General features: G+C 72.7%; 16 protein-coding genes and 1 pseudogene. 5 read left to right on the plus strand and 12 right to left on the minus strand.

All coding sequences use genetic code 11. From position 1 onward, the window contains the following. Positions 1-133: 133 nt before the first annotated feature. The 4 genes from IE273_RS06180 to IE273_RS06195 all read right to left on the minus strand — a co-directional run bounded on the left by IE273_RS06180 (position 134) and on the right by IE273_RS06195 (position 7115). Positions 134-2125: an ATP-dependent DNA helicase gene (locus IE273_RS06180; RefSeq protein WP_189814107.1), complete on the minus strand. Its 1992-nt coding sequence runs from the start codon at positions 2123-2125 to the stop codon at positions 134-136. Between the two features lie 334 nt (positions 2126-2459). Beyond that, a complete protein-coding gene (locus IE273_RS06185; RefSeq protein ID WP_189814108.1) occupies positions 2460-3230 on the minus strand; it encodes a GNAT family N-acetyltransferase in 771 nt (256 codons plus the stop codon). Positions 3231-3335: 105 nt separating this feature from the next. Next, entirely contained in the window at positions 3336-5381 is a 2046-nt protein-coding gene (locus IE273_RS06190; protein ID WP_189814109.1) for an IucA/IucC family protein, read from the minus strand. 219 nt (positions 5382-5600) lie between these two features. Beyond that, the gene (locus tag IE273_RS06195; protein ID WP_189814191.1) at positions 5601-7115 is read right to left on the minus strand and encodes a diaminobutyrate--2-oxoglutarate transaminase family protein; all 1515 of its coding nucleotides are present in this window, start codon (positions 7113-7115) and stop codon (positions 5601-5603) included. Positions 7116-7621: 506 nt separating this feature from the next. Here IE273_RS06195 and IE273_RS06200 point away from each other — a divergent pair. Beyond that, positions 7622-8833: a trypsin-like serine peptidase gene (locus tag IE273_RS06200; protein WP_189814110.1), complete on the plus strand. Its 1212-nt coding sequence runs from the start codon at positions 7622-7624 to the stop codon at positions 8831-8833. A 65-nt stretch (positions 8834-8898) separates the two neighbouring features. Here the strand turns inward: IE273_RS06200 and hflX are convergent, their stop codons facing one another. The 6 genes from hflX to miaA form a co-directional block, all read right to left on the minus strand. Then, positions 8899-10389: a GTPase HflX gene (gene hflX, locus IE273_RS06205; protein WP_189814111.1), complete on the minus strand. Its 1491-nt coding sequence runs from the start codon at positions 10387-10389 to the stop codon at positions 8899-8901. A gap of 209 nt (positions 10390-10598) precedes the next feature. Further along, on the minus strand, positions 10599-12122 hold the full coding sequence (locus IE273_RS06210; protein WP_189814112.1) for a M1 family metallopeptidase: 1524 nt from the start codon (positions 12120-12122) through the stop codon (positions 10599-10601). A 107-nt stretch (positions 12123-12229) separates the two neighbouring features. Further along, positions 12230-14701: a RelA/SpoT family protein gene (locus IE273_RS06215; RefSeq protein WP_229887099.1), complete on the minus strand. Its 2472-nt coding sequence runs from the start codon at positions 14699-14701 to the stop codon at positions 12230-12232. 186 nt (positions 14702-14887) lie between these two features. Next, positions 14888-15757, minus strand: a complete 870-nt coding sequence (gene dapF / locus IE273_RS06220) for a diaminopimelate epimerase (RefSeq protein ID WP_189814114.1) — start codon at positions 15755-15757, stop codon at positions 14888-14890. A 46-nt stretch (positions 15758-15803) separates the two neighbouring features. Beyond that, positions 15804-16283: a hypothetical protein gene (locus IE273_RS06225; protein WP_189814192.1), complete on the minus strand. Its 480-nt coding sequence runs from the start codon at positions 16281-16283 to the stop codon at positions 15804-15806. Between the two features lie 371 nt (positions 16284-16654). Then, positions 16655-17593: a tRNA (adenosine(37)-N6)-dimethylallyltransferase MiaA gene (gene miaA, locus IE273_RS06230; protein ID WP_189814115.1), complete on the minus strand. Its 939-nt coding sequence runs from the start codon at positions 17591-17593 to the stop codon at positions 16655-16657. A 182-nt stretch (positions 17594-17775) separates the two neighbouring features. On the opposite strand from miaA, the gene IE273_RS06235 reads away from it, so the two are divergent. Next, the gene (locus IE273_RS06235; RefSeq protein ID WP_229887100.1) at positions 17776-18069 is read left to right on the plus strand and encodes a hypothetical protein; all 294 of its coding nucleotides are present in this window, start codon (positions 17776-17778) and stop codon (positions 18067-18069) included. 24 nt (positions 18070-18093) lie between these two features. Further along, positions 18094-18381, plus strand: a complete 288-nt coding sequence (locus tag IE273_RS06240; protein ID WP_014675440.1) for an antitoxin — start codon at positions 18094-18096, stop codon at positions 18379-18381. A 330-nt stretch (positions 18382-18711) separates the two neighbouring features. Here the strand turns inward: IE273_RS06240 and IE273_RS06245 are convergent, their stop codons facing one another. Continuing rightward, positions 18712-19425 (minus strand): class III extradiol dioxygenase subunit B-like domain-containing protein, encoded by a 714-nt coding sequence (locus tag IE273_RS06245; RefSeq protein ID WP_189814116.1) that lies wholly within the window; start codon positions 19423-19425, stop codon positions 18712-18714. Positions 19426-19522: 97 nt separating this feature from the next. Here IE273_RS06245 and IE273_RS43345 point away from each other — a divergent pair. Continuing rightward, positions 19523-19626: pseudogene (locus tag IE273_RS43345) on the plus strand (Lrp/AsnC family transcriptional regulator); the annotation flags it as partial. An 83-nt stretch (positions 19627-19709) separates the two neighbouring features. Here the strand turns inward: IE273_RS43345 and miaB are convergent. Continuing rightward, positions 19710-21239 carry a tRNA (N6-isopentenyl adenosine(37)-C2)-methylthiotransferase MiaB gene (miaB, locus tag IE273_RS06250; protein ID WP_189814117.1) on the minus strand — a complete coding sequence of 510 codons (1530 nt, stop codon included), beginning with the start codon at positions 21237-21239 and terminating at the stop codon, positions 19710-19712. A gap of 686 nt (positions 21240-21925) precedes the next feature. Between miaB and IE273_RS45070 the strand changes: the two genes are divergently transcribed. Further along, positions 21926-22156 (plus strand): hypothetical protein, encoded by a 231-nt coding sequence (locus IE273_RS45070; RefSeq protein WP_189814118.1) that lies wholly within the window; start codon positions 21926-21928, stop codon positions 22154-22156. The last annotated feature ends 27 nt before the right edge of the window (positions 22157-22183 follow it).

Below are 22183 nucleotides of genomic sequence, written 5' to 3' on the forward strand. Positions count from 1 at the left end.
CTGCGTATGTTCGGGGCCATGCGTCCGTCCGTCCGCGGCCCTGCGTGTACCGGCAGCCTTGTGGGTTCACGGGCGGCCATGGGGCCGGACCGCATCGGGTAGTCCGGCCGGCGTCGGGCGGACTACCCCGCGATCACTTGGCCGTCGCCGGCTGCGCCTCGGTCTGCTTCGCCACCGCGTCGATCGCCGCGAGCGACTTGCGGACCTGGTTACGGTCCGTGGTGTACCAGAAGTCCGGCAGTGACGCCTTCAAGTAACCGCCGTAGCGCGCGGTGGCCAGCCGCTGGTCCAGTACGGCGACCACGCCCCGGTCGCCGGACGCCCGGACGAGACGCCCCGCGCCCTGTGCCATGAGCAGGGCCGCGTGGGTCGCGGCCACCGCCATGAAACCGTTGCCTCCCGCCTCTTCCACCGCCTTCTGGCGGGCGCTCATCAGCGGATCGTCGGGTCGCGGGAACGGGATCTTGTCCATGACGACCAGCTGGCAGCTGGGGCCCGGGACGTCGACGCCCTGCCACAGCGACAGCGTGCCGAAGAGACACGTCTTCGGGTCGGCCGCGAAGTTCTTGATCAGTTCGCCGAGCGTCTCCTCGCCCTGGAGCAGGATGGGGAACTCGGGGATCCGGGAACGCAGCTCCTCCGCGGCGAGCTGAGCGGCCCGCATGGACGAGAACAGGCCGAGGGTGCGCCCGCCGGCCGCCTGGATCAGCTCGGTCAGCTCGTCCAGCATGTCGGAGCGCTCGCCGTCACGCGCGGGGCGTGCCAGATGCTTGGCGACGTACAGGATGCCCTGCTTGCGGTAGTCGAAGGGCGAGCCGACGTCGACGCCCTTCCACTTCGGCAGGTCCTCGCCCTCCGTGCCCTCCGGGCCGAGCCCCAGGGAGGCGCCGACGCCGTTGAAGTCGCCGCCCAGCTTGAGCGTCGCCGAGGTGAGGACCACGGCCCGGTCGGCGAACAGCTTCTCCCTGAGCAGACCGGAGACCGACATCGGAGCGACACGGAGGGACGCGCCGAAGCGGTCGTGCCGCTCGTACCAGACGACGTCCCACTCCGAGCCGTTCACGACCCGCTCCGCCACGTCGTGCACCGTCTCCACCGAGGCCAGCGCCTGCTTGCGGACCGCGTCCTCGTCCTGGACGGACTTGTCGCGCGTGGCGCCGATCGCGGAGATTACCGTGCGGGCGGCGTCCCGCAGCGCCATCAGGGCATAGCCGAGGTCTTCCGGGATCTCCTCCAGGCGGCCCGGCAGTGCGAGTTCCATGAGCCGCTCGAAGCCCTCGGCGGCGGTCTGGAGCTGATCGGCGGCCTTCTCGTTGACCAGCTTGGCGGCACGGCGCACCGCGCGGTTGACCTGACCGGGCGTGAGCTCGCCGGTGGCGACGCCCGTGACACGGGAGACGAGTTCATGCGCCTCGTCGACGATCAGCACCTCGTGCTGGGGCAGCACCGGGGCACCCTCGATGGCGTCGATGGCCAGCAGCGCGTGATTCGTGACCACGACCTCGGCGAGCTTGGCCCGCTCACGGGCCATCTCCGCGAAGCACTCCGCGCCGTACGCGCACTTCGACGCGCCCAGGCACTCCCGCGACGACACGGAGACCTGAGCCCAGGCACGGTCCGAGACGCCCGGGGTGAGATCGTCCCGGTCGCCGCTCTCCGTCTCGTCGGCCCAGTCCCGCAGCCGCAGCAGGTCCTGGCCCAGCTTGCTGGTGGGCGCCGCGGCCTCGAACTGGTCGAAGAGCCCCTCCTCCTCGTCCTGCGGCATGCCCTCGTGCAAGCGGTGCAGGCACAGGTAGTTCGACCTGCCCTTGAGCATCGCGAACTCCGGGCGGCGGCGCAGCAGCGGGTGCAGGGCGTCGACCGTGCGCGGAAGGTCCCGCTCGACGAGCTGGCGCTGCAAGGCGAGCGTGGCCGTCGCGACGACCACGCGTTCTCCGTGCGCGAGCGCGGGCACGAGATAGCCCAGCGACTTTCCGGTGCCGGTGCCGGCCTGGACCAGCAGGTGGGATCCGTCGTCGATCGCCTCGGCGACCGCTTCGGCCATGGTCACCTGGCCGGGGCGCTCCGTGCCGCCGACGGCGGCGACGGCGGCATGCAGGAGTTCGGGGAGGGAGGGCTTCGTCATAGCCTGACCACCCTACGACCCTGCACTGACAAACGGGGGGTCGTTACGGGGGCGGGGGGAGGGCTCACGAGCGGGGCTCCTGGGTGACGGGGGGCAGGGGTGGGGTGGGGGTGGGGTGGGGCCGGGCCCGGGGATTCCGTGTCGGGCCGGGGCGGACGGGAGCTGGTGGTCGGTACCGGGGCGCACCCGCCCCGGCTCGGAGGCGCGGTCGCCCTGGCTCGAAGGCACGGTCGCCCTGGCTCAGAGGCGCCGTCGCCCCGAAATTTTCTCTTCGACGCGGGAACACCACGGATCCGCCATTCGTATCCATATGTGAGCGCACGGTCACGCGGCGCTACAGAACATCGCGCAGGACTCGGTCGCGGATCACGAGGGCGGCCCGCTTGTCGGGCAGATCGACCTCCGCCGCGAACCGGAAGCCCGCGCTCAGGAACGCGGCGATGGAGGGGGTGTTGCGAAGATCGGGTTCCGCCACGACACGTGCGCACGTGGGACGCCGGTCGAGGATCAGGTCGGCCACGGCTCGGAGCAGGACGGATCCCAGCCCTCGCCCCCGGTCGGCGGCGTCACCGACGAGGAGGTGGACCCCGGTGTCGTGCGGGCGCACCGGGTAGTGACGGGCCAGCGGATCCAGGTCCGCACGGTAGATCTCCCAGTAGCTCATGGGGGTGCCGTCGAGTACGCCGAGGCACGGCGCGCTGCGCCCGTCGCCCTGGAGTTGCGCCCGCAGGTGGTCCTCCGTCCGGTTCCGGGGCCCGGCCAGCTCCCAGAACTCGGCGACGGCGGGGTCGTTCATCCAGCGGTGGACGAGCGGGAGGTCCTGATCAAGGCGTAGGGGCATCAGTCGGAAGGAGCCGACCGGGGTCACGACCGGTCCCCACGTGGCGAGTCGGCCGAGGAGGCCGGTCGTCGCCCCGGCGCGGAGGCCGACGAACTCCGCGGGCAGGCACAGCTCCAGCGTGTCCTCGCCGTCCGGGTCGTCGTCCTCGACGGTGAAACGTCCGAAGGGAGAGTTCCGGGGCCCCGCGGTGACCGCGCGGGGGGTGGCGTTGTCCGGTTGGGCGGGGACGGGGCCGGTTCCGGCGCTCGCGTCGGTGGGAGGCACGGTGCGCTCCTCTCAGGAGACGTGGGGGGTCATGTTCCCCGGACGGGAGACGGTGTGCGGTTCGCCGGGGGCGGTCCGCTCAGGTGGTGCGCAGAGGTGCGTCGCTCATGAATGAAGGGGGTTGGCGATGGTGACGTAGACGGACTGGGTGTCGACCGGGCCGACGAGTTCGTCGAGACCGTGCAGCCGGGTCAGCAGGTTGGCCTTGCAGCGCAGGACGGGTGAGTCGAGGAGGCGGCCGGGCAGGGAGGTGCGCAGCGGGGCGGTCCCCGAGGCGAGGCAGGTGAGGAAGCGGCGGAAGGCCGCGAGCAGCAGCCGCTCGTCGGCGAGGTGCTGGGAGCCGAAGGCACCGATCAGGCCGAGCACGTTGTTGACGGCGAGGTAGTAGGCGAAGCGCTCGTCGGCGACCTCGTCGGTGACGAAGGTGTCGCTGTGCTCGCCGATGCCGGGCATCCGGGTGGTCAGTTCGGCTCGCCGCGACTCGCGGAAGTAGTACCCCTGGTTGTCTCGGTAACGGCCGCCGACGGGCCAGCCCTCGCCGTCCAGCAGGACCAGCGTGTTCTGCTGGTGTGCTTCGAGGGCGATGCCGACCTCGCCGTCCAGCCAGAGGACGGGCCGCACGACCTGCTCCAGGTAGCGCAGGAACCACTCGACGGCGACGGCGCCGACGGGTCGGCCGGTGCGTGCGGCGAGGCGGGCGACGAGTTGGGCCAGCCGGGACCGCATCGGCCGAGTGGGGTGGAGCGGCGCGTTGCCGGCGGGCGGCTCGGGGAACGGGCGCGGGGCGACGAGCCCGGCGACGCAGCCGACGTCGTCGGCCGGGGTGAACGGATTGTGCCGGATCACCACGTCGAGTCCCGGCAGGGGCAGGCCGTCCGGACCGTCGACGGCGAGCCAGGCCGGGTCGCGCACGATGTCGAAGCCGGGGTGTGCGGTGTGCCACTCGCGGGCGAGGCCGGTGCGCAGGAGCCGGTGCACCTCGACTCCGCGGTGGAGTTCCTTGCGGAGGTTCTCCCGGCGGGAGTTGGTGATGCGCAGGGCCAGCGAGAGCTTGAGCATCGCGGGGGCACCGGATCGGTGCACGGTGCGTACGGAGGAGGTGGGGTACCAGGGAGCACCCAGGGGACCGAGGTCGCGGAGGAGCCCGGAGTCGAGCAGCGCGGCGACGGGCGCGCGGTGCCGGACCTCGCGGGCCTGCCAGGGGTGCAGTGGCAGGGCGGTGTAACCGTCGGGCAGCGGCAGTCCGGTGCCGGCGAGGCGGCGGACGAGGTGCCCGGCGGGCAGGGGACGGCCGCGCTCGGTCCAGGCGGAGTCGGTCGCGAGGAGAGAGGGGGCGACGGCCAGCCAGTGCAGGGGGAAGGAGCCGCGCGACTCCGGTGAGTACCGCTCGGCTTCCGCCTCGGTCAGGCCTTCCCTGCTCTTCGGGGTCGGATGCAGCGGGTGCCCGAGCAGGAGGGCCTGTTCGGCGCTGAGGAAGCGGTCGGGGGTGTCGGCGGGGGGTTCCCGCCGGTGCCGGATGAAGGTGGCGGTACGGCGGACGGAGTCGGCGACTCTGGCCACGAGATCGGGGCCGTCGGCTCGATCACCGACGCCCGTGTCAGGAGGGGAGCCGGTGCCGTTGGGGTTGGTGCCGTTGGGGTTGGTGCCGTTGGGGTTGGTGCCGTCATCAGAACCCGGGAAGGTGCGAGGTGAGGGGGCGGTGGTGTCGGTCGGCTCGGTGGCCGGTTCCCTCGCGAGGAGGGCCGCGAGAGTGACGGCGTCGATGGGTGGCGCCGTGTCGGGCGCGTCGGCCAGGCGCGGGGGGCCGAAGCGGTGCCAGCCCGTCGGGGACCAGTGGCGGACCGGCGCGATCAGGGTGGTGCCGCTGGCCGGCAGTGGGATGCGGAGGCTGCCGGTCGTGGGAGCGGTGAGGCCGGTCTCGCGGGCCCAGCACCGCAGGAGGTTCTCGACGACGGCGGCCTGGGCCGCGGCGCGGGGATCGGGGTCCTCCAGCGGATCGGGGTCCTCCAGCGGATCGGCGACGGAAGCTGTCCACCGGACGGGATCCGTCTCCTCCCGCTTCCTCTGCCGCGGGACCGACTCGGTGAGCGGTGCTGCGGAGGACGGGGCGCCGGAGCCTCCCTGGTCGTCGGGGGCGGGGGTGGCGTTCATGACGCTCCTCTGGGGGCTGGAGTGAGGTGGTGCGGGCCCGTTCCGTCGTCCGCTGGGGCGCCGTTCCCTCGGGGTCGGCGGTCGGTGGGGCGGGATGACATGAGGTCGCGGTCGGCGGTGGACGTCGGCCTGGACACCCGGAAAGGGGGGTGAACGGGTATGGGAAGCGGTGCGCGCCCAGAGGTCGGCGCCGGGGGCCGGGACCGGCGCGGGTGGTGTTCAGCCCGCGCGCTGGGCCGAGCGGGGCTGGCGTTGCTGGTGTGGACCATGGGATTCCTGGTGGCGGACGGCCGCGGCCACTGCGTCGGTCAGCCGGTCGAGTACGGCCGTCGCCTGTTCGTCGCTGATCGTGAGGGGCGGAAGCAGCCTCACCACGGACGCGTGCCGGCCGCCGAGTTCGACGATCAGTCCGCGTTGGAGGCACTCCCGCTGCACGGCGGCGGCGAGTTCGGGGGCTGCCGGATACGGGGTGCGGGTGGGCTCCGGCGGGGCCACCGTGCCGCTGAGGTCACCCAGGCCACCGGCACCGACGTCAGCGACGACAGCGGCGTCACCGATGTCACCGGCGTCACCGGCAAGGGGCGCCGGGCGAGAAGCGGTGTGGTCGGCGTCCGGGTTCACCAGCTCGACCCCGATCATGAGTCCGCGCCCTCGGACGTCTCCCACGCTGGGGAACGCGTGGGTGAGTTCGGCGAGTCGGGTCAGCACGCGGGTGCCGAGGGCGGCGGCGCGTTCGGCGAGGGCGTTCTCGCGGACGTAGGCGAGGGTGGCGGTGCCCGCGGCCATGGCGAGCTGGTTGCCGCGGAAGGTACCGGCGTGGGCTCCGGGCTGCCAGACGTCCAGGTCGTCGCGGTAGACGATCACGGCGAGCGGGAGGCTGCCGCCGATGGCCTTGGACAGGACCATGACGTCGGGGGTGACGCCGCTGTGGTCGACGGCCCAGAAGGCCCCCGTGCGGCCGACTCCGGTCTGGATCTCGTCGGCGATCAGCGGGATGGACCGGTCCGCCGTGAGCCGGCGCATGCGGCGCAGCCAGTCGTCCGGGGCGGGGATCACTCCGCCTTCGCCCTGGATCGGTTCGAGGATCATCCCGGCCGACAGCGGGACGCCGGATTTGGGGTCGCCGAGGAGGGACTCGGTCCAGCGGGCGGCGAGTTCGGCGCCGTGCGGGCCGCCGACACCGAAGGGGCAGCGGTAGTCCTGCGGATAGGGCAGGCGGGCGACCTGGACGTCGGGGGCGCCGCCGGAGGCGGCCAGGGCGCCGGCGGTCATGCCGTGGTAGGCGCCGGTGAAGGCGAGGATGCCGGTGCGGCCGGTCGCGGTCCTGACCAGTTTGAGGGCGGCCTCGACGGCGTCGGTGCCGGCCGGTCCGCAGAACTGGACGCGGGACCGGTCGGCCAGGCCGGGTGGGAGTGTGCGGAACAGCTCGGTGACGAAGGCGTCCTTGACCGGGGTCGCCAGGTCGAGGACGGAGAGGGGGGCGCCGGAGTCGAGGACCCGGCGGATGGCTTCCAGCACGACCGGGTGGTTGTGGCCGAGGGCGAGGGTGCCGGCTCCGGAGAGGCAGTCCAGGTAACGGCGGCCGTCGGCGCCCTCGATGGTGAGTCCTCGCGCCCGGACGGGCACGATGGGCAGGGCCCGGGCATAGGTGCGTGCCGAGGACTCACGCGCCGACTGGCGTCTGAGGATCCCCTCGTGCACGGCCCTCGCTTCTCCGGACGTGCCTCCGGCCATCGACTCCGTAACAGCCACGGCGCGCTGTCCTCCCCGCTGCTCAAAGGCGAGTTGATCCTCGGGGACCGGACACTGGCAGCAGGCCCCACCGGCTACAACAGCGGACCGTTCGGGCGGTTACGGGCTCGCCCGGAGATCCTTGGCCGGACGCCGCGCGGACGAGCCCCTCCCGGCACCCCCACCGGACAGCGCTTCCGCCCGCGCCGCCCCAGTGGGACACGGACCAGCCGTGGACGGGCCGGGGCCGGGCGCCCGGTGACAGGTCATCGGTCGGCACGGGTCATCGTGGGCGACGAGGCGGACCTCGAACTCACCGACGCTCGTTCCCTGTTCAGACAGCCTGTGACGCAACCGTTGCCCTCCCGTCGGAACTCCCCCACGGCGACGGCATAGTGTGTGATGCCGTTCCCAGAAGGTCGTGAGACCGGCATGAACCTTCCACGAGTTCGCCGCCGGTGTCGGGGCCGAAGCGCCGAGTTCCTTTCACAGCAGGGGGAGTCAAAAACATGCGATCCATACGGCCGTCGTTCACCGCTCGGCGAGGGAGGGGTGGTCGCCGGACCTCCGCCTCGCTGACGGCGGTCGCTCTCGTGTCGGTGCTGGCGCTGACCGCCACCGCCTGCGCCGGCGACGACAACGCCGACGGCAAGCCGTCCGCGGTGAGCACCGGCGACAGCAAGATCACGATCCCGGACGACCTGAAGCAGAGGCTGAAGGAACACGGGATCGACGTCGACAAGTGGAAGAACGGCGCCTGGAAGAACTGGAACCGGGACGACTGGCTGCGCGAGGCCAACGACTTCATCAACCCGATCATCAAGGGCCTGTGGGACCCGGACCGGATGCGTCGCGCCGATGACCCGGACCAGGGCGTCGACGACAACGACATCTCCGGTGACCAGGGCGTGACGGACCCGACGCCGCAGCCGGTGCAGGCACGTGCGGTGACCCCGCCGTACCACACCAGCGCGGCCACCTCGGGCAAGCTGCTGTTCGACGCTCCCGAGGGCACGATGGTGTGCTCGGCGACGGTGGTGACGGACCCCGCGCACCCGGGCAAGTCCAACCTCGTCTGGACGGCGGGGCACTGTGTGCACGCCGGCAAGAAGGGCGGTTGGTACCGCAACCTCGCCTTCGTGCCGTCGTACAACGACCAGGGCAAGTCGGCGGCCGAGCTGGAGAACGCCAGCCGGTCCGAGATCGCGCCGTACGGCGTGTGGTGGGCCGACGCGGCGAAGACCTCGCAGCAGTGGATCAGCAAGGGGGGCGAGACGGGCGGTGACGGCGCGTCGTACGACTTCGCCGTCATCCATGTGACGCCCGAGCAGGGCAGCGGCGGCAAGTCGCTGGAGGAGACCGTCGGCGGCGCGCTGCCGGTGAACTTCGACGCGCCGGCCGTGTCCCAGGTGCAGAGCATCACGGCGACCGGCTACCCGGCGGCGGCGCCGTACGACGGTCAGCTGCTGTACCAGTGCCAGGACAAGCCGGGCCGGCTCTCCATCGAGCAGTCCGACCCGACGATGTACCGGATCGGCTGCACGATGACCGGTGGCTCCTCCGGTGGCGGCTGGGTGGAGACGGGTGCGGACGGCAAGCCCGCGCTGGTGTCGAACACGTCCATCGGACCGGTGCGTTCCGGCTGGCTGGCCGGTCCCCGGCTGGGTGAGGTGGCCAAGAGCCTGTACGAGTCGGTGAGCAAGCAGTTCGCCGGGCGGTGACCTGGCGGTGGGCATGACGAGGGCCCGTCACCCGAGGGGGTGACGGGCCCTTGTGACGGGGTGGGTCAGGCCGCGGGGGCCGGGACGTACGGCGCGAGGTCCGCCGCCAGCTCCTCGTGCACCCGGACCTTGAGCAGGGTGCCCTCCGCGGTGTGCTCCTCGGAGATCACCTCGCCCTCGGTGTGGGCGCGGGCGACCAGCTTGCCGTGGGTGTACGGCACGAGCGCCTCGATCTCGACCGAGGGGCGGGGCAGCTCGTTGTCGATCAGGCCGAGCAGTTCCTCGATGCCCTGGCCCGTGCGTGCCGAGACGGCGATCGAGCGCTTCTCGACCCGCAGCAGCCGCTGGAGGACCAGCGGGTCGGCCGCGTCCGCCTTGTTGACCACGACGATCTCGGGCACGTCGGTGGCGCCGACGTCCCGGATCACCTCGCGTACGGCGGCGAGCTGCTCCTCCGGGGTCGGGTGCGAGCCGTCCACCACGTGCAGGATCAGGTCGGAGTCGCCGACCTCCTCCATGGTGGACCGGAACGCCTCGACCAGGTGGTGCGGCAGGTGCCGGACGAAGCCGACGGTGTCCACCAGGGTGTAGAGCCGCCCGCCCGGGGTCTCGGCCCGGCGGACGGTCGGGTCCAGGGTCGCGAACAGTGCGTTCTCGACCAGGACGCCGGCGCCCGTGAGGCGGTTGAGCAGGGAGGACTTGCCGGCGTTGGTGTAGCCCGCGATGGCGACGGACGGCACCTTGTTGCGCCTGCGCTCCTGGCGCTTGATCTCGCGGCCGGTCTTCATGTCCGCGATCTCCCGGCGCATTTTGGCCATCTTCTCGCGGATCCGGCGCCGGTCCGTCTCGATCTTGGTCTCACCGGGGCCACGCGTGGCGAGGCCGCCGCGACCGCCACCCATCTGCCGGGACAGCGACTGACCCCAGCCGCGCAGCCGCGGCAGCATGTACTGCATCTGCGCGAGCGCGACCTGCGCCTTGCCCTCACGGGACTTGGCGTGCTGGGCGAAGATGTCCAGGATCAGGGCCGTGCGGTCGATGACCTTGACCTTGACGATGTCCTCCAGCTGGATCAGCTGGCCGGGGCTCAGCTCACCGTCGCAGATGACGGTGTCCGCGCCCGTCTCGATGACGATGTCGCGCAGCTCGGCGGCCTTGCCGGAGCCGATGTAGGTGGCCGCGTCGGGCTTGTCGCGGCGCTGGATCACGCCGTCGAGCACGAGCGCGCCCGCGGTCTCCGCGAGGGCGGCCAGCTCCGCGAGGGAGTTGTCGGCGTCCTGCGCCGTGCCGGTGGTCCACACGCCGACGAGCACGACCCGCTCCAGGCGGAGCTGGCGGTACTCGACCTCGGTGACGTCCTCCAGCTCGGTGGACAGGCCCACCACGCGGCGCAGGGCCGCGCGCTCGGTGCGGTCGAACTGGTCGCCGTCCCGATCGCCGTCGATCTCGTAGCTCCAGGCGACGTCCTCTTCCATCAGGGCATCGGCCCGAAGACCCTCGGGATAGGCGTGCGCGAGGCGCTTGGTGTCCTGGGAAGGGGAAGAAGAGGAGGTCATTGGATCCTTACGTCGATGAGATACGTCGGTGGGAGTGCCGTCACGGCGTCGGCGTCACGGCCTCGGCACGGCGTGCGGTGGCCCGCGCCGCTCATGATGTCCAACGCACGAGTACCCCGGGAGATTCCCGTGTCCCGTGCGCGCCCACCCCTAGATGGTCGCACGGTACGGCACGTCTCGTCATCGGGTTATGGCCGGGCGTCACCGGGTCACCGCCGGGCCCGGGGCGGGGTGGGCTGGGCCGATGCCGCCTGCTTCCAGTCCGGGTGGCCTGGCATCGGCGGAGTCTTCTCGCCGTACAGCCATGCCTTGAAGAAGCCGCTCAGGTCGCGGCCGGCGATGGCCGAGGCCAGCCGGACGAAGTCGGCGGTGGTGGCGGTGGCGTCCTGGTGCTCCCTGACCCAGATCCGCTCCAGCCGCTCGAAGGCCGGCCGGCCGATCTCCTGCCGCAGCGCGTAGAGCGCGAGGGCGGCGCCGTCGTAGACGCTGGGCCGGAAGATGCTGATCTTCTGGCCCGGGACGGGCGGCTTGGGCCGGGCGGGCGGGCCGCCGGCCTCGCGCCAGCGGTCGGAGGCGCCGTAGGCGGCCTTCATCCGGTCCTCCATCGGCCGGTGCGCCGTCTCCTCGGCGTACAGCGCCTCGTACCAGGTGGCATGGCCCTCGTTCAGCCAGACGTCGGACCAGCTACGGGGGGTGACGCTGTCCCCGAACCACTGGTGGGACAGCTCGTGCACCATGATCGACTCGATGTACCACTGGGGGTAGGCGGGCTCGGTGAACAGGTCCTTCTCGAAGAGCGAGAGGGTCTGCGTCTCCAGTTCGAAGCCCGTGGAGGCCTGGGCCATGAGCACGCCGTAGGTCTCGAACGGGTACCGCCCGACCTTGCTCTCCATCCAGGCGATCTGGTCGGGCGTCTTCGCGAGCCACGGTTCGAGGGCCTTGCGGTCGCTCGCGGGTACGACGTCACGCACGGGCAGGCCGTGGGGGCCCTCGCGGCGCGGCACGGCCGAGCGGCCGATCGAGACCTGGGCGAGTTCGGTGGCCATGGGGTGCCGGGTGCGGTAGGTCCAGGTGGTGGTGGTGCCGACCCGGTCGGCACCGGCGGGCAGGCCGTTGGCGACGGCGGTGTAACCGTTCGGGGCGGTGATCCGGAAGGTGAACACCGCCTTGTCGGACGGGTGGTCGTTGCACGGGAACACCAGGTGGGCGGCGTCGGCCTGGTTCGCCATGGCGAGGCCGTCGGAGGTGCGCACCCAGCCGCCCTGCTGGTCCTTGCCGTAGACGGGGTCACTGGTGTGGCGCACGGTGATCCGGGTCAGGCTGCCCTCGGCCAGGGGGTGCTCCGGGGTGACGACCAGGTCGTCGCCGGCGCTGGTGAAGTCCGCGGGACGTCCGTCGACCTCGACCGACCGCACGGTGCCGTGCGCGAAGTCGAGGTTGAGGCGCTCCAGGTCGTCGGTGGTCCAGGCGTCGATGGTGGTGACGGCCTGGAGCGGCTTGTCGTTGGTGCCGGGGTAGGTGAGGGACAGGTCGTACGAGGCGACGTCGTAGCCCGGGTTGCCCAGGTAGGGGAAGAGCCGGTCGCCGACGCCGAGGGGTTCGGGCGGCGCCGCGGCGGCCAGCAGGCAGACGGAGACGGCGGAGGCGAGCAGGGCCGTCTTCCGGTGCCGGGAGGCCTTGGGCGTGGTCCGGGGGAGGACGGTCCGGGGCCGGGAGCGGGGGGTGAGCAGCATGGACCACCGCTACCAGTGGCTGCGCGCTCCGCGGTGACGACGCGCGACCGGCCCACCCGAACGGGTAGTAGGCCGGACACCGTCGCCGGGACGCTCGTGGACGCCGGTCAGGACGCCCGTGGCTGGTGCTGCGCCCTCCGCACGTCATACACCCCCGGTACGTCCCGCATGGCGCGCATCAGGGCCGGGAGGTGGGCCGCGTCGGGCAACTGGAGGGTGTAGGTGTGCCGCACCCGCTGCTGGCTGGGCGGTTCGACGGTGGCGGAGACGATCTCGACGCCCTGCACGGCGATCGCCTCGGTGAGGTCGGCGAGCAGATGGGGGCGGCCGAACGATTCAGCGACCAGGGAGACCCGGCACTCGGCGGTGTTCCCCCAGCGCACGCCGATCTCCGCGCGCCCCCTGCTCTTCATGTGCGCCACCGCCGCGCACTCCACGCGGTGCACGGTCACCACTCCCCCGCGCACCGCGAACCCGGTGATCTCGTCCGGCGGCACGGGCGTGCAGCACCCGGCGAGCCGTACGGCGGCACCGGGCCGGTCCACGAGGACGTCGGCGCGCCGGGAGCGCGGGGCGTGGGCACCGTCGGCGGGGTGCGCCGGCGCAGCCCCCGGAGCGGCTGAGGGACGGGGGGCGGAGGGACCTGCGGGGCGGGTGCCGGACGGCCCGGCGGGGCGAGCCGCGGCGGAGTTCGCGGGACGGGCCGCTGAAGGGTCTGCTGGACGGGTCGCGGAGGGGTCCGCGGAGCGGGCGGTGGCAGATGCGGGGCGGGCGGTGGTGGCTGTGGGATCGGTCGAAGGGACCCCTCCCGCCCGCGACGACCGTGACGACGCCGTGCGGGGCCCGGCGGTGGCCCGGACGCCTCCGGCGCAGGTGTCGCCCGACTCGCCCGGCTCGGCCGGGTCGGTGCCGCCGACGGGGTGGGTCGCCAGCCAGCGCTGGATGGCGATGCGGGCGGCCGGGGTGTGCGCGTGCTCCAGCCACTCGCGGGAGGGTTCGGAGGCCGGGTCCTGGCCCATCAGCAACTGGACCGTGTCGCCGTCGCGCAGGACCGTGCTGAGGGTGGCCAGCCGGCCGTTGACGCGGGCGCCGATGCAGGCGTGCGCGTCCTCGCCGTACTGCGCGTAGGCGGCGTCCACGCACGTGGCGCCCTCGGGCAGGCCGAGCGCGCCGCCGTCGGGGCGGAAGACGGTGATCTCGCGGTCCTGGGCGAGGTCCTCGCGCAGGGTGGACCAGAAGGTGTCGGGGTCGGGGGCGGCCTGCTGCCAGTCGAGGAGGCGGGAGAGCCAGCCGGGGCGGGTGGGGTCGACGCGCTCACCGTCGGCCGAGGCACCGGAAGACGGGGCGTCGGCCGTGGCGGTGTCGGACGCGGGAGTGTCGGCGACGGGTGCGTACGGGTTGCCGAGGGCCACGACACCGGCCTCCGCCACCTTGTGCATCTGGTGGGTGCGGATGAGGACTTCGACCACCTGGCCGTCCGGGCGGGCGACGGCGGTGTGCAGGGACTGGTAGAGGTTGAACTTCGGTACGGCGATGAAGTCCTTGAACTCCGACACCACCGGCGTCATGCACGTGTGCAGTTCGCCGAGGACGCCGTAACAGTCCGCGTCCTCGTTCACCAGCACCAGCAGGCGGCCGAAGTCGGAGCCGCGCAGCTGTCCGCGTTTGCGGGCCACACGGTGGACGGAGACGAAGTGCCGGGGGCGGATGAGGACTTCGGCCGGGATGCCGGACTCGCGCAGCACCCCGCGCACCTCGTCGGCGACCTCGGCGAGGGGGTCGCCGGGGCGGGCGGCGTTCTCCGCGATGAGTTCTCTGGTGTGTTCGTACGCCTCGGGGTGGAGGATGGCGAAGACCAGGTCCTCCAGTTCGGTCTTCAGTGCCTGTACGCCGAGGCGTTCGGCGAGCGGGATGAGGACGTCACGGGTGACCTTGGCGATCCGCTCCTGTTTCTCGGGGCGCATCACGCCGAGGGTGCGCATGTTGTGCAGGCGGTCGGCGAGTTTGATCGACATCACGCGCACGTCGTTGCCGGTGGCGACGAGCATCTTGCGGAAGGTCTCGGGCTCGGCGGCGGCTCCGTAGTCGACCTTCTCCAGTTTCGTGACGCCGTCGACCAGATAACGAACCTCCTCCCCGAACTGTTCCCGCACCTGATCCAGCGTCACCTCGGTGTCCTCGACCGTGTCGTGCAGCAGGGAGGCCGTCAACGTCATGGTCTCGGCCCCGAGTTCGGCGAGGATCAGGGTCACGGCGAGCGGGTGTGTGATGTACGGCTCACCGCTCTTGCGCATCTGGCCGCGGTGCGAGGACTCCGCCAGGACGTAGGCGCGGCGCAGGGGTTCGAGGTCGGCGTCGGGATGGTGGGCGCGGTGCGCCTCCACGACATGGCTGATCGCGTCGGGCAGTTTGCCGCGTGCCGTGGGGCCGAGCAGCGCGGCCCGGCCCAGTCGGCGCAGATCGATCCGGGGCCTGGACTTTCTGCGCGCCGCCGCGGGCGCCACGGACGCTGTGAGCGCTTGTGGCGCTGTGGGCGCTACCGGGCCAGCGGTCGCAGGATTCGTGGCCTCCGCACTCATGGGCACCTCCGGCTCGTGGACCGGCGGACGGGGCCCCAGGGCGTACGCGGCTCAGGGAAGGCGACGTTCCCCCGTCCGTGCCGGTGCTTGATGCTACCGAGCCCACCACGTGCGACAGACCGCCTCTCGCCGAGCGTGAAACGGATCACCCATTCGAGCGACGGATTTGAGGTTTAGGGTCGCGGGTCAGCCGAACGCGTGAGCCAGCCACTCGGCGTCGATCTCGCCCCCGGCGACGATCACGGCGGGGCCGGTCATCTCGATCTCGCCGTCCGGTCGCTCGGTGATGACGAGGCGGCCCCCGGGCACGTCGACGGTGTATGTCGCCGGGGTGCCGGTGACGGCCGGGTCGGTGCCGTCCCGCCGGGCGGTGGCCACGGCGACGGCGCACGCGCCCGTGCCGCACGAGCGGGTCTCGCCGGAGCCGCGCTCGTGCACGCGCATGGCGACGTGGCGGGGGCCGCGGTCGACCACGAACTCGACGTTCACACCGTCCGGGTAGGTGGCCGCCGGGCTGACCGGCGGCGCGGCGTACAGGTCGCCGGCGTGCGCCAGGTCGGCCACGAAGGCCACCGCGTGCGGGTTGCCCATGTTCACGTTGCGCGCGGGCCAGCTGTGCTCACCGACGGTGACCGTGACGTCTCCCTCGGGGAGGCGGGCGCGGCCCATGCCGACGGTGATGTCGCCGTCCTTCGCGATGTGGACGGTCTTCACTCCCGCGCGCGTGGCGATCGTGAGGTCCCCTTCGGCCACATGTCCGGCGTGCTGGAGGTAGCGCGCGAACACACGGACGCCGTTGCCGCACATCTCGGCGACCGAGCCGTCGCCGTTGCGGTAGTCCATGAACCACTCGGCCTCGGCGGCCATCCCCCGCGCCTCCGGGTGAGCCGCGGACCGTACGACGTGCAGCACGCCGTCGCCTCCGATGCCCGCCCGGCGGTCGCACAGGGCGGCGACGGCGGCCGGGGACAGGTCGAGGGCGTTCTCGGGATCCGGAACGATCACGAAGTCGTTCTCGGTGCCGTGACCCTTGAGGAAGGCGATCCTTGTGCTCATTCCTCGATCGTACGGGGTGGGTACGACAGTGCCCGTTCCGGCGGGTCTAGCGCAGGCGGGCGACGCGCCACACCGCGAGCACGACGACCACGGCCACCAGGAGCACGTATCCGAGCACCACCCGCCAGTCGGGGCGGCGGCCGGAGCCGCGCGGGGGCAGGCCGGGCCAGGTGTAGCCCACCCGGCGGGCGGCCATCATGCCCCAGCCCGCCGCGCAGGAACAGATCAGCAGGCCGAGCATGGCGATGACCGCGCCGCTGTCGCCGAAGTCGAAGGCGAGCGGGAAGGCGAACATCAGGGAGCCGACGGCGGCCAGGCCCACGATGGGGGCGAGCTGCCAGATGCGCAGCCGGCGCTGCGGGCGCAGCTCGACCTCGACCTCCGGCCCGCTCGGGTACATCTCCTCGGGCGCCGGTCCGTCGGCGGTCACACCGCCGACGGTGTCGTCGGGCCCGTCATCGGCCAGAGGGTCTTCGGGGAGGCGGTCGCCGGAGAGGTGGTCGTCAGAAAGGCCGGGGTCGGACAGGTGGTCGTCGGGGAGGCCGTCCTCCGGGAGCAGGTTCCCGGGGAGCCGGTCGTCGGACAGGGCGGTCTCCGTGAGACGGTCCTCGCGGAGGCCGTCGTCGGGGACAGCGGCGTCGAGCACGCCGTTCTCGCACGGACGGCTGTCGGCATGCCCGTTCACCCGTGGGCGGTCCCCGCCGGGGCGCGGGCCGCCCCGGCCCGGATCGTCACCCTCTGCGGTGACGTGCTCGGCACTTCGTGCGGTGTCGCGAGGGCCGGCCTCCATCGCCACGCGCCCTCCCAACTAGGCTCCACTTGGTCGATCGAAGCTCGATGATGGCACGGCGCCCATGGCCGCGATGACCGGCGGCGCATCCCGATGCCATGACGTGATCAGGCTGTAACCGGTCGTTCGACCAACGCCAGGGCCTGCTGCGGAAGTTCCCGGCTGTCCACCGCGGCCCCACTCAACCAGTGCACGCGGGGATCGCGCCTGAACCATGAATCCTGGCGGCGCGCGAAGCGCTTGGTGGCACGGACGGTCTCGGCCCGCGCTTCCGCTTCGGTGCACTCCCCGGCGAGTGCCGACAGCACCTGCTGGTAGCCGAGCGCGCGCGACGCCGTGCGCCCCTCGCGCAGGCCCTGCGCCTCCAGTGCGCGCACCTCCGCCACGAGACCCGCCTCCCACATGCGGTCGACGCGCCGCGCGATGCGGTCGTCCAATTCCGGACGAGCCACGTCGACACCGATCTGGACGGTGTCGTAGACGGAGTCATGACCGGGCAGGTTGGCCGTGAAGGGCTGGCCGGTGATCTCGATCACTTCGAGGGCCCGGACGATACGGCGGCCGTTGCTCGGCAGGATCGCACGGGCGGCCTCGGGGTCGGCGGCGGCCAGCCGGGCGTGCAGCGCGCCCGAGCCGCGCAGCGCCAACTCCTCCTCCAGGCGGGCCCGGACCTCCGGGTCGGTGCCGGGGAACTCCAGGTTGTCGACGGCGCCACGGACGTACAGGCCGGAGCCGCCGACCAGGATGGGCCAGCGGCCCTCTGCGAGCAGTGCGTCGATCCGCGCGCGGGCCAGCTTCTGGTACTCGGCGACCGACGCGGTGACCGTCACGTCCCAGATGTCCAGCAGATGGTGGGGGACGCCGCCGCGCTCCTCGGGCGTCAGCTTGGCGGTACCGATGTCCATCCCTCGGTACAGCTGCATGGAGTCGGCGTTGACGATCTCGCCGCCGAGCCGCTGGGCCAGGAAGACGCCGAGATCGGACTTTCCGGCCGCGGTGGGTCCGACGACGGCGATGACGCGGGGGGCGGGGGGTGCGCTGCTCACCGCACCAGTCTCGCAAACCTTCCGGCGAGGTCTCGAACGAGTTACGTGACGGTGTACATCCCGGGTCGTTGCCCGTGCGAGGTGCCGCCCGCCGGGCTGCCGGAGGCGGTGACCCGGGCGGCGCAACCTTACGCACCGGGTGACGCGGGAATTCGCCCGCACGAGTACCGTATGGAGTGGATATGGGCGTGTTTGCAAGGCTTCTCGGCCGATCGAAGGCGACTCCGGAGGCGTCGGCCACGGCGGTGGGCGGCGGCACGGAGCCGGAGGAGACCGAGGCGGAACAGACGGAGGCGGCGGAGGCGAGGGGGACCGGGCCGGCGGAGACGAAGGACGCGTCCGGTGACGGGCACGAGGACGGGGCCGTGCGCTCGGACTCCGGTACGGACGACGCGTCCGGCGGTGCCGGGATCCCCCGCCAGCAGTCCGCGGACGAGGCCGCCGACAGCGAGGCCGGCGAGGGCGCCCGCAGATAACTGTCCCGCGAGGGAAGGTGGACCATGGGTCTGATGGACAACATGAAGGCCAAGCTGGGCCCGGCCAAGGACAAGGTGTCGGACCTCGCGCGGCAGCATGGGGACAAGGTCCAGCACGGGATCGACAAGGCCGCGAAGGCCGTCGACCAGCGGACCAAGGGCAAGTACAGCGACAAGATCCAGGCGGGCACGGGCAAGGCCAAGGAGGCCATGGACCGCCTCGCGCACAAGGGCGGCCCGGAGGCGGCGCCCCACGACCCGATGACCCCGACCCGTCCGACCCACCCGGAGGGCCCGCCACCGGCTTCGTGAGGGCCGACGGTCGTTCCTGGCGACTACGCGCCCGGGGCGTCCCGTGATCCGCGGGGCGCCCCGGCGGCGTGCGCTGTCCGCCGAGAGCCGGGGTTCCTCCGCCCACCCCTGCGACGGCGGCGTGGATCAGCCTGCGCGGGAGCGGAGTCGTACGTCAGCACGCGCGGTGACGGCGCCGGTACGTCAGCACGCGCAGGGGCAGGGTCGTACGTGCGTCGAGCAGGCGCGGGGCGGCCGTACATCCGCACGCGGAAGCAGGGCCGGCCCGCCGTGCCGCGTCCGCACGCGCGCGTGCAGCGGTCGTACGGCCGCCCAGACCTCGGCGCGGGCTCAGGACCAGGACGCGACCATGTACCCCACGCCGTACGGCGCGTCCTCGTACAGCAGTGCCCCGCCGAGGTTCGCGTTCTCGGCCGCGCCGGCCAGGATCTGCCAGGGCGCGCGGCCCGCGGCCTTCAGTTCGCGGGCCAGGGCCGGGTCCAGTGCCCGCAGGGCGGCCAGGTCCGCCGCGCCGAGTGCCCGGGCGGCCTCCGCGTCGAAGGGTGCCGCCCGCTCGTCCAGGTAGCCCGGTGCCTTCACCGTGCGGCAGGCGCTGCCGTCCCCCATCACCAGCAGGGCCACCCGCCCGGCCCGGCCCGCCAGCTCCCGCCCGGTCTCGGCGCACCGCTCCGGCTCCAGCGTGTCCGCGACGCCGAGTCCCTCGATCGGGGCGTCGGACCAGCCCGTCCGCTCCAGCAGCCAGGCGCCGACGGCCAGGGAGGTCGGCAGCGGGCGCTCCGGGGCGGGGTGAGCGGCGGGCCCCAGGTGTACGTCCAGGTCGACCCCGAACCCGCGGAAGGTGCCCGGGGTGCCCTGCGGGAACGCGCCGCGCCCGCCCTCCTCGGCGGTGCCGACGACCACCAGCAGGCCGGGGCGGGCGGCGGCGAGCACGCCGAGCGCGTCCGTGCAGGCCGCACGGGCGGCGTCCAGTTCCGGCGCCGCACCCGCGGCGACCTCGGGCACGAGCAGTGGTGGGCAGGGGCAGACTGCGGCGGCGACAAGCATGATCGGCAGCGTAACCCCGCGAGCGGGGCGTGTGTCACTCCTCGATCAGCACGTCCGCCGGGCCGGTCACCGTCAGGACGAGCACCACGAGTTCGCCGCCCGCATCCTCGGCGTGGCCCGCGGCAGGCTGGACCGGATGGAACGGGACGGCGTGATCACTGGCACGGGTCCCCCCTGTCCCCCGCCGCGCCCGGCCACCCGGACGCTGATCACGTACCCGCCGAAGAGGCCGCACGTGTGGCAGGAGCGTGCTGCTGCCTGCCGCCCCGCGGTGCGCCAGGACCTCAGTCGCAGCCGCAGGCGCTTCCCGTGGTCGCCGGCAGCGGCGCCGGGACGCCGATCTTCGGCAGGCCGAGCATGACCCCCGCCGGCTTGGCGGCCGCCGCGGCGGTGCGCTTCTCCCAGGCGTCCCCCGCGCGCGTGCGCCGCACGCCGAGGACGGGGCCCTCGGCGAGGAGGTGGTGCGGGGCGGCGTAGGTGACCTCGACGGTGACGACGTCGCCGGGGCGCACCTCCTGGTCCGGCTTGGTGAAGTGGACGAGGCGGTTGTCGGGGGCGCGGCCGGAGAGACGGTGGGTGGCGCCGTCCTTGCGGCCCTCGCCCTCCGCGACCATCAGCTCCAGCGTGCGGCCGACCTGCTTCTTGTTCTCCTCCCAGGAGATCTCCTCCTGGAGGGCGACCAGCCGCTCGTAGCGCTCCTGGACGACCTCCTTCGGGATCTGGTTCTCCATGGTCGCGGCGGGGGTGCCGGGACGCTTGGAGTACTGGAAGGTGAAGGCCTGCGCGAAGCGGGCCTCGCGGACGACGTGCAGCGTCTGCTCGAAGTCCTCCTCGGTCTCGCCGGGGAAGCCCACGATGATGTCGGTGGTGATCGCGGCGTGCGGGATGGCCGCCCGCACCTTCTCGATGATTCCCAGGTAGCGGTCCTGACGGTAGGAGCGGCGCATCGCCTTCAGGACCGTGTCCGAGCCGGACTGGAGCGGCATGTGCAGCTGCGGCATCACGTTCGGCGTCTCGGCCATGGCGGCGATGACGTCGTCGGTGAAGTCGCGCGGGTGCGGGGAGGTGAAGCGGACCCGCTCCAGGCCCTCGATGGTCCCGCAGGCGCGCAGCAGCTTGCTGAACGCCTCGCGGTCGCCGATGTCGGAGCCGTAGGCGTTGACGTTCTGGCCGAGCAGCGTGATCTCGGAGACGCCCTCGCCGACCAGGGCCTCGATCTCCGCGAGGATGTCGCCGGGGCGGCGGTCCTTCTCCTTGCCGCGCAGGGCCGGGACGATACAGAAGGTGCACGTGTTGTTGCAGCCGACGGAGATCGACACCCAGGCCGCGTAGGCGCTCTCGCGGCGGGTCGGCAGCGTGGAGGGGAAGGCCTCCAGGGACTCGGCGATCTCGACCTGCGCCTCCTCCTGGACGCGGGCGCGCTCCAGCAGGACGGGCAGCTTGCCGATGTTGTGCGTGCCGAAGACGACGTCCACCCAGGGCGCCTTCTTCACGATGGTGTCCCGGTCCTTCTGCGCGAGGCAGCCGCCGACCGCGATCTGCATCCCGGGGCGCGAGGCCTTCTTCGGCGCGAGCCGGCCGAGGTTGCCGTAGAGCCGGTTGTCGGCGTTCTCGCGGACCGCGCAGGTGTTGAAGACGACGACGTCGGCGTCGCCGTCCGAGCCCTCCGGGGCGCGCACGTACCCGGCGTCTTCGAGCAGCCCGGCCAATCGCTCGGAGTCGTGGACGTTCATCTGGCACCCGTAGGTGCGGATTTCGTAACTCTTGGATCCTTGAACGTCCACTGCGGGGCTCCGGTCGCTGCTGCTGGTCATGCGTCAAGGGTAGGCGGTCCCGAAGGGGGCGACCGCTGCCCTGCCGACCGGCGGCCTCGGGCCCGGCCTCCCGGGCACTGCGGCGGGCTGTCCGCGACGCGTCCCCGTACGGTCTCGACGAACCACGGGACGAGAGTCCCCGTACGGTCTCGACGAACCCTCGGACGAGATCGGTCTCCGTTCCCCACATCCAGGCCATCGCTACGCGCAGGGGCTCGACGGCCAGCAGCGGGATCCGGGCGAGGTCGGGCCGGGTGTAGTGGCGGGCCAGGCCGGCCGGGGCGAAGCGGACGGCCTCCCCGGACGGCACAGTCGAATCGTTTCGGTTCGACCCGGAGGCCGGGCCGGCGACACGCGAACTCGCCGCGGGCGCGGGCGGTGAGCCCACCGGCGCGGCCGGCCTCGAACCCCACCGCAGCACCCGGGTGCCCGACCGCCGGTGGCGCTCCGCGAGCACCCGGACGCGGTCGGCCTGGCGCAGCCTACGGCGGGCCTCCGCCACGATGTCCCGCCCGGTCGCGGTGACCGTCACCCCGCCAGTGCGCCGGTCGAAGAGGCGCACGCCGGCTCGCCAAGGACCGGGTCGGCTCCCTGCCCGCGTACGAGGCGACCGTCGGCCCCGCCCGCGCCGGTGTCGAGGGTGCGCACGGCAAGCACCCGGTGATCCCGCCAAGGCCGCCGCAGCCATGCTCGCCGCCCTCGACAGCGGCAGGACGCCGCCGCGCCTGCCGCTGGGCGACGATTCCGTGGACGCGCTCATGGGCCACCTGGACAGCGTCCGTGACGAGTTGCCGCTCTGGGAGCCGGTCAGCCGCGACGTCGACTTGCCGCCTGACCCGGCCCGTCCGGCGCCTGTCCTGGCCCCGACGCGGTCATGGGCCGGCCGGGCGCAGCAGAAGGTTTTCGCCAAAGGGTGACCAAAAAGGCCCGGCAGGCGTGTGCAA

Source organism: Streptomyces olivaceoviridis (assembly GCF_014650115.1).
GTDB lineage: Bacteria > Actinomycetota > Actinomycetes > Streptomycetales > Streptomycetaceae > Streptomyces > Streptomyces olivaceoviridis.

What these genes read in the sequence shown, in the direction of transcription:
- hflX (WP_189814111.1), bottom strand. Translation starts at nt 10,389, where the DNA reads ATGACCTCCTCTTCTTCCCCTTCCCAGGACACCAAGCGCCTCGCGCAC.
- IE273_RS06190 (WP_189814109.1), bottom strand. Translation starts at nt 5,381, where the DNA reads ATGAACGCCACCCCCGCCCCCGACGACCAGGGAGGCTCCGGCGCCCCG.
- IE273_RS06245 (WP_189814116.1), bottom strand. Translation starts at nt 19,425, where the DNA reads ATGCTTGTCGCCGCCGCAGTCTGCCCCTGCCCACCACTGCTCGTGCCC.
- IE273_RS06200 (WP_189814110.1), top strand. Translation starts at nt 7,622, where the DNA reads ATGCGATCCATACGGCCGTCGTTCACCGCTCGGCGAGGGAGGGGTGGT.
- IE273_RS06235 (WP_229887100.1), top strand. Translation starts at nt 17,776, where the DNA reads ATGGGCGTGTTTGCAAGGCTTCTCGGCCGATCGAAGGCGACTCCGGAG.
- dapF (WP_189814114.1), bottom strand. Translation starts at nt 15,757, where the DNA reads ATGAGCACAAGGATCGCCTTCCTCAAGGGTCACGGCACCGAGAACGAC.
- miaB (WP_189814117.1), bottom strand. Translation starts at nt 21,239, where the DNA reads ATGACCAGCAGCAGCGACCGGAGCCCCGCAGTGGACGTTCAAGGATCC.
- IE273_RS06180 (WP_189814107.1), bottom strand. Translation starts at nt 2,125, where the DNA reads ATGACGAAGCCCTCCCTCCCCGAACTCCTGCATGCCGCCGTCGCCGCC.
- IE273_RS06210 (WP_189814112.1), bottom strand. Translation starts at nt 12,122, where the DNA reads ATGCTGCTCACCCCCCGCTCCCGGCCCCGGACCGTCCTCCCCCGGACC.
- IE273_RS06240 (WP_014675440.1), top strand. Translation starts at nt 18,094, where the DNA reads ATGGGTCTGATGGACAACATGAAGGCCAAGCTGGGCCCGGCCAAGGAC.
- IE273_RS45070 (WP_189814118.1), top strand. Translation starts at nt 21,926, where the DNA reads ATGCTCGCCGCCCTCGACAGCGGCAGGACGCCGCCGCGCCTGCCGCTG.
- IE273_RS06215 (WP_229887099.1), bottom strand. Translation starts at nt 14,701, where the DNA reads ATGAGTGCGGAGGCCACGAATCCTGCGACCGCTGGCCCGGTAGCGCCC.
- IE273_RS06195 (WP_189814191.1), bottom strand. Translation starts at nt 7,115, where the DNA reads ATGGCCGGAGGCACGTCCGGAGAAGCGAGGGCCGTGCACGAGGGGATC.